The organism is Delftia sp. ZNC0008, from assembly GCF_000799035.1.
GTDB lineage: Bacteria > Pseudomonadota > Gammaproteobacteria > Burkholderiales > Burkholderiaceae_C > Comamonas > Comamonas tsuruhatensis.
The window spans coordinates 1-9,804 of the sequence record NZ_JTKZ01000886.1 but is presented as its reverse complement, the minus strand read 5'-3'; the positions used below and the strand labels follow the sequence as shown (position 1 = coordinate 9,804).

Annotated in this window: 8 protein-coding genes; 6 read left to right on the top strand and 2 right to left on the bottom strand. The window is 67.9% G+C overall.

The window, feature by feature from the left end; translation table 11 throughout:
- Nucleotides 1-43 precede the first annotated feature (43 nt).
- Complete coding sequence (locus L995_RS28505) at nucleotides 44-502, bottom strand: RidA family protein (RefSeq protein WP_047474742.1); 459 nt, start codon at nucleotides 500-502, stop codon at nucleotides 44-46.
- A gap of 174 nt (nucleotides 503-676) precedes the next feature.
- Between L995_RS28505 and L995_RS28500 the strand changes: the two genes are divergently transcribed.
- The 3 genes from L995_RS28500 to L995_RS28490 all read left to right on the top strand — a co-directional run bounded on the left by L995_RS28500 (nucleotide 677) and on the right by L995_RS28490 (nucleotide 5,778).
- On the top strand, nucleotides 677-3,196 hold the full coding sequence (locus L995_RS28500) for a DNA internalization-related competence protein ComEC/Rec2 (RefSeq protein WP_047474740.1): 2,520 nt from the start codon (nucleotides 677-679) through the stop codon (nucleotides 3,194-3,196).
- A gap of 143 nt (nucleotides 3,197-3,339) precedes the next feature.
- Nucleotides 3,340-4,809, top strand: coding sequence for a circularly permuted type 2 ATP-grasp protein (locus L995_RS28495; protein WP_016447617.1), 1,470 nt, complete (start codon nucleotides 3,340-3,342; stop codon nucleotides 4,807-4,809).
- Nucleotides 4,810-5,778 carry an alpha-E domain-containing protein gene (locus tag L995_RS28490; RefSeq protein ID WP_016447616.1) on the top strand — a complete coding sequence of 323 codons (969 nt, stop codon included), beginning with the start codon at nucleotides 4,810-4,812 and terminating at the stop codon, nucleotides 5,776-5,778.
- A gap of 62 nt (nucleotides 5,779-5,840) precedes the next feature.
- Here L995_RS28490 and L995_RS28485 read toward each other — a convergent pair whose 3' ends face one another.
- Nucleotides 5,841-6,383 carry an ureidoglycolate lyase gene (locus tag L995_RS28485; protein WP_052195882.1) on the bottom strand — a complete coding sequence of 181 codons (543 nt, stop codon included), beginning with the start codon at nucleotides 6,381-6,383 and terminating at the stop codon, nucleotides 5,841-5,843.
- A gap of 216 nt (nucleotides 6,384-6,599) precedes the next feature.
- Between L995_RS28485 and L995_RS28480 the strand changes: the two genes are divergently transcribed.
- The 3 genes from L995_RS28480 to L995_RS28470 form a co-directional block, all read left to right on the top strand.
- Nucleotides 6,600-7,934 carry an MFS transporter gene (locus L995_RS28480; RefSeq protein ID WP_016447614.1) on the top strand — a complete coding sequence of 445 codons (1,335 nt, stop codon included), beginning with the start codon at nucleotides 6,600-6,602 and terminating at the stop codon, nucleotides 7,932-7,934.
- A gap of 86 nt (nucleotides 7,935-8,020) precedes the next feature.
- Nucleotides 8,021-8,746, top strand: coding sequence for a FadR/GntR family transcriptional regulator (locus tag L995_RS28475; RefSeq protein WP_016447613.1), 726 nt, complete (start codon nucleotides 8,021-8,023; stop codon nucleotides 8,744-8,746).
- Nucleotides 8,747-8,843: 97 nt separating this feature from the next.
- Nucleotides 8,844-9,804: sensor histidine kinase (locus L995_RS28470; protein ID WP_047474736.1), on the top strand; the 961-nt coding region annotated here is incomplete at its 3' end.

Sequence of the window (9,804 nt, the reverse complement as noted above, 5' to 3'; positions counted from 1 at the left end):
CCGCGTCCTGCGAGCACGGCGGCGCCGTGCGGCGGCATGCCGATCAGGCCAGTTCGGCGATCAGCTCGATTTCCACGCAGGAGCCCAGCGGGATCTGGGCCACGCCGAAGGCGCTGCGCGCATGCGTGCCGGCATCGCCGAAGACCTGGCCCAGCAGCTCGCTGCAGCCGTTGGCCACCAGGTGCTGCTCGGTGTAGTCGCCCGTGGAGTTGACCAGGCACATCAGCTTGACGATGCGGCGCACGCGGCCCAGGTCGCCGCCGGCGGCGTGCTGGAGCGTGCCCATCAGGTCGATGGCGATGGCGCGCGCGGCCTGCTGGCCGTCGTCAGTCTGCAGATCACGGCCCAGCTGGCCTGCCCAGACCTTGCCGTCCTTGCGTGCGATATGGCCGCTCAGGAACACCAGATTGCCCGTCTGCACATAGGGCACGTAGGCTGCCGCCGGGATGGCAGGCGACGGCAGTTCGATGTTCAGGGCCTTCAGTTGTTCGTAAACGCTCATCGTTGATTCCTTCGAGACAAGAAAAATCCGGCGCCAGTGCCGGGGTGGCGGACAGTGTGACACAGCCCCCGTGCACCCTGGCATGTCAGGGCCTGGGCTTCCGTCAGTCTGATTGTTGTCTGAATCCGAGGCGGTGCATGGTGGCTGCGCGGCATCCGCTCCTAGCATGTGTGGATGCACCCTGCGGCAGCTGCCCAAACTCTCTCGCCGTCTTCCTGGACGCCCCTGCTGCTCGGCTGCGTGGCCGGTGCGGCCTGGCAGGTCACGCAGCCGCGCCTGTGGCCGCTGTGGATATATCTGCTCTTGGCGTGCATGGGGCTGGCAGGCCTGGCATGGAGGGCGTGGCGGGCATGGGCAGGCCGGCGCTGCCGTGTTGTGCACGGCCTGTGGGCCGCTGTCTGCGCCGCCTTGCTGATGGGCGGGTTGACAGGCTGGCGTGCCCAGGACTTTGCGGGCCAGGCGCTGTCTCCGCCGTTGGAGGGGCGTGACCTGCGCATCGTCGGCGTCGTGGCATCGCTGCCCCAGAACATGGCCCAGGGCATGCGCTGGCGCATGGCCGTGGAGCAGGCGCAGATCGCGGGCCGCGAAGAGGCCCTGGCTCCGTTTCCCGGGTTGATTGAGCTGTCCTGGTACGCAGCCCGGGGCCGGGCGTCCAAGGGCGCCGCAGCGTCGCTGCCCGTCCTGCGCCCGGGCCAGCGCTGGGCCCTGACCGTACGGCTCAAGCGCCCGCATGGCGCGCGCAATCCCCACGGTTTCGACTATGAGCTGTGGCAGTGGGAGCAGGGCGTGCAGGCCACGGGCTATGTGCGCGAACAGCCAGCGGCGAGCCTGCTGGCCGACACCGGCGCCTACGCCCTGCAGCGCTGGCGCCAGCAGATGCGCGAGGCCATCGTGAACCGGGCAGCCGCACTCGCGCAAGCCATGCAGCGCGTAGGCATGGACCCCGCGCAGTCGCCGCGCATGCTGGGCGTGGTGGCCGCCCTGGCCATGGGCGATCAGCAGGCCATTGCGCGTGACGATTGGACGCTGTTCCGCCATACCGGCGTGGCCCATTTGATGAGTATTTCCGGACTGCATATCACCCTGTTCGCATGGCTGGCTGCGCTGGTCGTGGGGCGACTGTGGCGTTGCAGTGCCCGGGCCTGCCTGTGGTGCCCGGCACCGCAGGCGGCGCTGCTGGCCGGCGTGCTGCTGGCGGGCGGCTATGCCCTGTTCAGCGGCTGGGGTCTGCCGGCGCAGCGCACGGTGTGCATGCTGGCAACGGTGGCCGCGTTGCGCGTCACAGGGCTGCGCTGGCCCTGGCCCGCCGTGTGGTGCCTGGCGCTGGCCGTGGTTGTCGTGCTCGATCCCTGGGCCCTGTGGCAGGCGGGCTTCTGGCTGAGTTTTGTCGCCGTGGGCGTGCTGCTGGCGACCGATGCACGCATGCAGGGCGCGGTGCGGCCGTCGCTGCCCGCCCGTGCCCTGGCGTTGTGGGGTGAGCAGTGGCGCATCACTCTGGCGCTGGCGCCACTGGGGCTGATGCTGTTTGGCCAGCTGTCGCTGTCGGGGCTGCTGGCCAATCTGGCCGCGATTCCCTGGGTGACTTTCGTGGTCACGCCACTGGCCTTGCTGGGGGCCTTGTGGCCCCCGTTCTGGACGGGCGCGGCGCTGGCGTTGGCGCCGCTGCTGGAACTGCTGCAGTGGCTGGACCGGTGGGGCTGGGCCGTGTTGCAGCTGCCGCAGCCGCCGCTGTGGGCGGGGCTGGCTGCGCTGGGTGCAGGCCTGGCGCTGGTGGCTCCGGTGCCGGCCGGATGGCGTTGCTGGGGCCTGGCCATGTGCCTGCCGGCCCTGTGGTGGCCGCCGGCCGCACCGGCGCATGGCGAGTTCGATTTGATGGCCGTGGACATAGGCCAGGGCAATGCCGTGCTGCTGCGCACGGCCCGGCACGCCCTGCTGTATGACACGGGTCCGCAGTACGGCATGGACAGCAATGCCGGCGAACGGGTGCTGGTGCCGCTGCTGCAGGCCCTGGGGCTGCGCCTGGATGCGCTGTGGCTCAGCCACCGCGACGGCGACCATACGGGCGGCGCCTTGGCCGTGCATGCCGCGCAGCCGCAGGCCGAGGTCTGGGGATCGGACTCCGTGATCCTGGACCCCGCTCTGGCCGGCCTGGGCGCCGTGCGCCGATGTGAGGCCGGCCAGCAGTGGGAGTGGGATGGCGTGCAGATGCAGGTGCTGCATCCACCCGCGGGCGAACCGCTGCCGGCCGCGCAGGCCCTGGCCCACGCCAATGCGGGCAGCTGCGTGCTGCTGCTGCGTTCGGCATCCGGGGTGCAGGCCTTGCTGGCCGGCGATATCGAGGCTGCACAGGAAAGGGCGCTGGCGCAGGCCGGCGCCCTCACGCCCGTGCAGTGGCTGCTGGTGCCGCACCACGGCAGCCGCACCTCATCGAGCACTGCTCTGGTGCAGGCCCTGGCACCGCGCTGGGCCATGGTTCAGGCGGGATACCGCAGCCGTTATGGACATCCGGTCCCCGAGGTGGTGCGGCGCTATGAGGCCAACGGCTCCAGTGTGGTGCAGTCGGCCCGCTGCGGCGCAGCGCATTGGCGCTCTGCCGATCCCGCACAGCTGGTCTGCGAGCGGGAGCGGGCGCGCCGTTACTGGGACATGCATGTCACGCACGTCAGGCACATCACGCAGAGGCAGGGCGGATAGGACGGGTGCCGATGGCCGCGCAGCCGGCATATGCTGGATACCGCTTGTCCGGATTGAGGTTACCTATCGCTACACTGGTGCGATACGAGGGCTGGCCCGCAGCTTGCTTTACCTCGTACACATGCAGCGACAGGAGGTGACGAATGCATCCATTTGACGAGATGTACACGATGACGCCGTTCGACGGCAGCGATGTGCGCCTGCACTACAAGGACTATGCGCAATGGCTTGCGCGCCAGTCCGAACAGACGCTGCGAGCGCGCAGCGCCGAGGCCGAGATCATCTTCCGGCGCGTAGGCATCACGTTCGCCGTCTACGGCGACAAGGATGAAAGTGGCGCCGGCACCGAGCGCCTCATTCCCTTCGACCTGATTCCGCGCGTCATCCCGTCCCATGAATGGGAGCGCATGCAGGCAGGCCTGGTGCAGCGCGTGACGGCGCTCAACCGCTTTCTGCACGACGTCTACCACGACCAGGAAATCCTGCGCGCGGGCCTGCTGCCGCGCGAGCTGGTGCTGAACAACAGCCAGTACCGCCCCGAGATGCGGGGCCTTGCCGTGCAGGGCGGCATCTACGCCCACATCGCCGGCATCGACATCGTGCGTGCCGCCAATGCCCAGGGCGAGGGCGTGTACTACGTGCTGGAGGACAACCTGCGCGTGCCTTCGGGCGTGTCTTACATGCTGGAGAACCGCCGCATGATGATGCGGCTGTTCCCCGACCTGTTCTCCCGTCATCCCGTGGAGCCCGTGGCCCACTATCCCGACATGCTGCTGGAGACGCTGCGCGCCAGCGCTCCGGCCGGCACGCCCGAGCCCACGGTGGTGGTGCTCACGCCCGGCATGTACAACAGCGCCTACTTCGAGCACGCCTTCCTGGCCCAGCAGATGGGCGTGGAGCTGGTCGAGGGCCAGGACCTGGTGGTGGACAAGGACGTGGTCTACATGCGCACCACGCGCGGCCTGCAGCGCGTGGACGTGATCTACCGGCGCGTGGACGATGATTTTCTGGACCCCGAAGTCTTCCGTCCCACCTCCACGCTGGGCTGCCCCGGCCTCATGCGCGCCTACCGCGCGGGCAACGTCAGCATCTGCAATGCGGCGGGCACGGGGGTGGCCGACGACAAATCGGTCTATCCCTATGTGCCGGAGATGATCCGCTTCTACCTGGGCGAGGAACCCATTCTGCAGAACGTGCCGACCTGGCTGTGCCGCAAGCCCGACGACCTGCGCTACGTGCTCGACCACCTGGATGAGCTGGTGGTCAAGGAAGTCCACGGCGCCGGTGGCTACGGCATGCTGATCGGGCCTGCCGCCTCGCGCGGCGAGATAGAGGATTTCCGCCGCGCGCTCATTGCCAATCCCGGCGGCTACATCGCGCAGCCCACGCTGGCGCTGTCCACCTGCCCCACCCTGGTGGAGCAGGGCATCGCGCCAAGGCATATCGACCTGCGTCCCTTCGTGCTCAGCGGCAATCAGGTACGCATGGTGGCCGGCGGCCTCACGCGCGTGGCGCTCAAGGAAGGCTCGCTGGTGGTCAATTCATCACAGGGCGGCGGCACCAAGGACACCTGGGTGCTCGGGGCCGGTGAGTCAAACGAGGGAGGACATTGAATGCTCAGCCGTACTGCCGATCATCTGTACTGGATGTCCCGCTACACGGAGCGTGCGGAGAACACTGCCCGCATGCTCAACGTCTCCTATGACACTTCCATGCTGCCCCAGGCGCCTCAGGCGGCGCGCAAGGCCTGGCAGGGCGTGCTGTCCATCAGCGAGCTGATCCCCGCCTATGCCTCCCGCCACGGCGAGGTGCAGCGAGAGGCCGTGCTGCACTTCATGGTGCGCGACGAGAGCAACTCCTCGTCCATCGCCTCCTGCCTGCGCGCTGCGCGGGAGAATGCGCGTGCCGTGCGCGGCGCGCTGACCACCGAGGCCTGGGAGACCCAGAACCAGACCTGGCTGGAACTCAAGCGCCTGCTGGCCGAGGGGGACTGGGAGCGCGATCCGGGCCAGTTCTTCGAATGGGTCAAGCACCGCTCGCACCTGTCGCGCGGCGTGACACTGGGCACCATGCTGCAGGACGAGGCCTTCCACTTCCTGCGCCTGGGCACCTTCATCGAGCGCGCCGACAACACGGCGCGCCTGCTGGACGTGAAATTCCACGCCATCGAGCGCGACTACCATGGCAGCGCGCGCAACGGAGCGTCGGGCAAAGGGGCCACGCCCTTCGACTTCTACCACTGGAGCGCGCTGCTGCGCAGCGTCTCGGCCTTCGAGGTCTACCGCAAGGTCTACCGCGACGTGATCACGCCCGAGCGCGTGGCCGAGCTGCTGATGCTGCGCAGCGACATGCCGCGCTCGCTGCTGGCCAGCATGCTGGAAGTGGTGGCCAACCTGGAAAGCGTGGCCAACGACCAGTCGCGCGAGACCCAGCGCAAGGCGGGCCGCCTGCTGGCTGACCTGCGCTATGCGCGCATCGACGAAATCCTGGCCACGGGCCTGCACGCCTATCTCACGCAGTTCCTGGATCGCGTGCACGACCTGGGTCAGGGCATCAGCCGCGACTTCCTGGTGCCTGCCTGAGCCGCCGTCGCCCAATGAACAAAGCCGCCCTCGGGCGGCTTTGTTCATTGGGGCAGGGCCATTCAGTCCTGCGCGCTGTCCAGCTCCAGCACAACGCCTTCGGCATCGCCGATGGGTACCACGTCGCAGTTGTCGCCAGGGCCTCCCCGGTCCACCACGATGAAGCGCGCGGGCGCGTTCAGGGCAATCAGCGAGTGGTGCCAGACGCCGCGGCGGTAGTTCACGCCCTGGCGTCCGTTGGTGATGAAGGCGCGCAGGTCGCCGGGCGCCACCTGCTCGCCCAGGGGCGCAACCACCACGATGAAGGGCTGGGCGTCCAGCGGCATGAAGGCCTGGCTGCCCAGGGGATGGCGCTCCATGCTCGTCAGCTGCAGGGGCAGCGCATAGGGGCGGGCGTGGAACAGGTTGATCAGCGCATGGCCCTCGCTGCCGCCCGTGTCCACGCGGGCCAGGGCATGGTAGCGCTCGGTCATGCCGTCATTGATCAGCAGCGGCGTGTGGCCTGCACTGTCGATGACCTCGCCAAACTCGGCAAAGGCTTCGGCGGTCAGCGGTTGGGCGCGCAGGCGAAGGCGGGCGGGGCGGGCTTCTGACAAGGTACTCACGAAGTATTGCCTCTTGTTTTCATACTGGTATTACCAGTTTGCCGTTGCCTGGGGATTTTGTCAAACCTGAGTGACGCCAGCCTGTGTCCTGCGCGTCATTTGTGGTGGTTCGGGTAAATGCGAGTGTGCATTGGCCGGCGGGAAGGGCAACATTCGCTCCGTATTTTCAGACCGGTCATACCAGTTGATCGCAACCCTTCAACCAAGGACTTCCTGATGTCATCACTTCCCGCATCCGCCGAGGCCGCCGGCGCGGCCCCGGCGCTGTCCAGCGAAACGCCGGCCGAGGCAGCCGTCTACCGCAAGGTGGCCTGGCGCCTGCTGCCCTTCATCATGGCCTGCTACGTGGCGGCCTATCTGGACCGGGTGAACGTGGGCTTTGCCAAGCTGCACATGCTGGCCGACCTGCAGTTCAGCGAGGCCATGTACGGCCTGGGCGCGGGGCTGTTCTTCATCGGCTATTTCTTCTTCGAGGTGCCCAGCAACATGCTGATGCACCGCATAGGCGCCAAGGCCACCATCTCGCGGATCATGATCATGTGGAGCCTGATCTCGGCGGCCATGATGTTCGTGACCACGCCCACGCAGTTTTACGTGCTGCGCTTCCTGCTGGGCGCGGCCGAGGCCGGTTTCTACCCCGGCATGATCCTGTACATGACCTACTGGTTTCCCTCGTACCGGCGCGCCCGCATGGTGGCGCTGTTCATGTGCGCGATCCCGGTCTCGGGCATCCTGGGCGGACCGCTGTCGGGCGGCATCATGGACCTGATGCAGGGCGTGGCGGGGCTGCGCGGCTGGCAATGGCTGTTCCTGATCGAGGCCATTCCCTCGCTGATCCTGGGCCTGGCCGTGCTCTGGTACCTGGACAACAGCATCCGCGCAGCGCGCTGGCTGACCGAGGCGGAAAAGACCCTGCTGGAGCGCAACATCGCCCGCGAGAACGCCAGCAAGAGCGACAGCCACGTCACGCTGCGCGCACTGTTTTCCGACCCGCGCATCATCAAGATGGCCATGATCTGCTTTTGCACCGTCATGGGCCAGTACGGGCTCACGTTCTGGCTGCCCAGCCTGATCCGCCAGTCGGGCGTGGAGGGTGCCTTCCAGATCGGCCTGCTGACGGCCGTGCCGTTTTCGGTGGCCGTGGTGTCCATGAACCTGGTCAGCCGCAGCTCGGACCGCATGCGCGAGCGCCGCTGGCACCTGATCGTTCCGTTCTGCGTGGGCGCGGCGGGCCTGATGCTGTCGGCCATCTTCAGCGGCAACGTCTACCTGTCGCTGGCCGCCCTGGCGCTGGCCGCGGGCGGCAGCCTGGCGACCTCTCCGCTGTTCTGGAGCCTGCCCACGGCCATCCTGTCCAGCGCAGGCGCGGCGGCCGGCATTGCGCTGATCAACTCCTTCGCCAACCTGGCCGGCTTCATCAGCCCCTACATGATCGGCCTCATCAAGGATGCGACGCAGAGCACCAATGCGGCCATGTTCGTGCTGGCCGGCGTGCTGCTGTTCGGGGCCTTCCTGACCTATACCGTGCCCGCCAAACTGGTCAACAAGTAGCGCCGGACAGGGCGCGTGAACCGGCGGGCGAGGCGCGCAGTCGCTAAGATCGGCGCACCGCCCCCGGGCCAGAGATCCGCCAACGCATGGAACCCAGCACCGCCATCAGCACACCCGCCGGCAACCCTGCCAGCACCGCCGTTGCCGGCAATGCCGCCCGCGTGATCCGCGAGTGGATCGAGGGCGGCGTGTATCCGGTGGGCTCGCTCCTGCCTTCGCAGCGCGACCTGTCGGAGCAGTTGGGCATCAGCCGCACCTCGCTGCGCGAGGCGCTGTCCACGCTGCAGGGGCTGGGCCTGGTCGTGGCCCGGCCTGGCAAGGGCATGTACGTGACCGAGGCGCCCGAGGCTGCGGCCGCAGACGCCTGGCGCTTTGCCGACTCGCATGCACTCACCGATGTCTATCAGCTGCGCTACGCGCTGGAGGGCTTTGTGGCGCGCCTGGCGGCCCTGGTGGTGCAGCCTGAGGATGTGCAGGCCCTGCAGGCCAATCTGCAGGCCATGCAGCAGAGCATAGAGCGGGCCGATTTCGTGCAGGCCACGCGACTGGATTTCGAGTTCCACCTGCAGATCGCCACCATCTCGGGCAACCATGCCATCGCCGACGTGCTGCGCGGCAGCGGCGAGGTCATGCAGGAAAGCCAGCGCCTGCCGTTCTACAAGCGGGGCGCACGGCATGCGACCACCGAGGAGCATGCGGCCATCATCGATGCCCTGTCCCGCGGCCATCCCGAACTGGCCCAGCAGGCCATGGCCACCCACATCGTGCAGGCGGCCCAGCGCGCGGGCGTGCACTTTCCCACCGGCCTGTAGGCACGCCAGCCCGTGCCTGATCGGCCGGGTTTTTGGCCTTACCATCATCGGCGCAGCGCATTTTTTCCCTATCTACAGACCGCCCGGATGCCGATCCATGACAAGCCAAGGAAATGAACTCTGCATACTGGCAGACGCCCTAGAGGCGCAGCGCGAAGGACTCTTGCAGACATGGCGCAAGGCCGTCAGGCGGGACCCGGCGCTGACCGCTGGTGAGGCGCTTCCCCGAACCCAGCTGAACGATCACATCCCGGCCGTGCTGGCCGCGTTCGAGCAGCAACTGCGGACCCTGGGCGGTGCACCGGCAGACACCGCCGAGCCGCCGGGCGATGGCGAGCAGGCCGCCGCCCACGGCCTGCACCGCTGGCAGCAGGGCTATGACCTGCATGAAGTCGTGCGCGAGCTGGGGCTGCTCAACGAAGTCATGGTGGCGCAGCTGGAGGACTATGCCCAGGGGCGCCCTGATGCGCACGTCGCCATGCCCGTTGCGCGCAAGGCCTGGGCCGCCACCTATACCCGCGACGTTCAGGACAGCAGCACCCAGTATTTCCGCCTGCAGCAGCAGGAGGCCGAGGGCCATGTCCGGGACCTGGAAGCGGCGCTGCATGACCTGAGCGCGCTGGACCTGCAGCGCTCGCAACTGTGGGAGCAGGTTGCGCATGACCTGCGCAGCAACGTCGGCGTGGTGGCCAATGTGACGCATGGCCTGGGCATGCAGCATGCGCCGGCGCAGTCGCGCGAGAAACTCCTGCGCATGCTGGACCGCAACGTCCAGTCGCTGCGACATCTGCTGGATGACGTGACGGAGCTGGCCAAGCTGCACGCCGGGCGCGAGCATCGCCAGCTGACCTCCTTTGACGCAGCCCAGGTGATCACCCATCTGTGCGAGGGACTGCAGGCCCTGGCCAACGAGCGCGGCCTGTACCTGCACCTGCAGGGGCCGGGGACGATGCCGGTGGAGGGGGATGCCTTGAAACTGCGCCGCATCGCGCAGAACCTGGTGCTCAACGCGCTCAAGTACACCCAGGAGGGCGGCGTCACGGTGAAGTGGGCCCTTG

Excerpts from the sequence above, each read along its gene's own strand:
- L995_RS28490 (WP_016447616.1), top strand. The coding sequence starts at position 4,810 with ATGCTCAGCCGTACTGCCGATCATCTGTACTGGATGTCCCGCTACACG.
- L995_RS28475 (WP_016447613.1), top strand. The coding sequence starts at position 8,021 with ATGGAACCCAGCACCGCCATCAGCACACCCGCCGGCAACCCTGCCAGC.
- L995_RS28480 (WP_016447614.1), top strand. The coding sequence starts at position 6,600 with ATGTCATCACTTCCCGCATCCGCCGAGGCCGCCGGCGCGGCCCCGGCG.
- L995_RS28505 (WP_047474742.1), bottom strand. The coding sequence starts at position 502 with ATGAGCGTTTACGAACAACTGAAGGCCCTGAACATCGAACTGCCGTCG.
- L995_RS28500 (WP_047474740.1), top strand. The coding sequence starts at position 677 with ATGCACCCTGCGGCAGCTGCCCAAACTCTCTCGCCGTCTTCCTGGACG.
- L995_RS28495 (WP_016447617.1), top strand. The coding sequence starts at position 3,340 with ATGCATCCATTTGACGAGATGTACACGATGACGCCGTTCGACGGCAGC.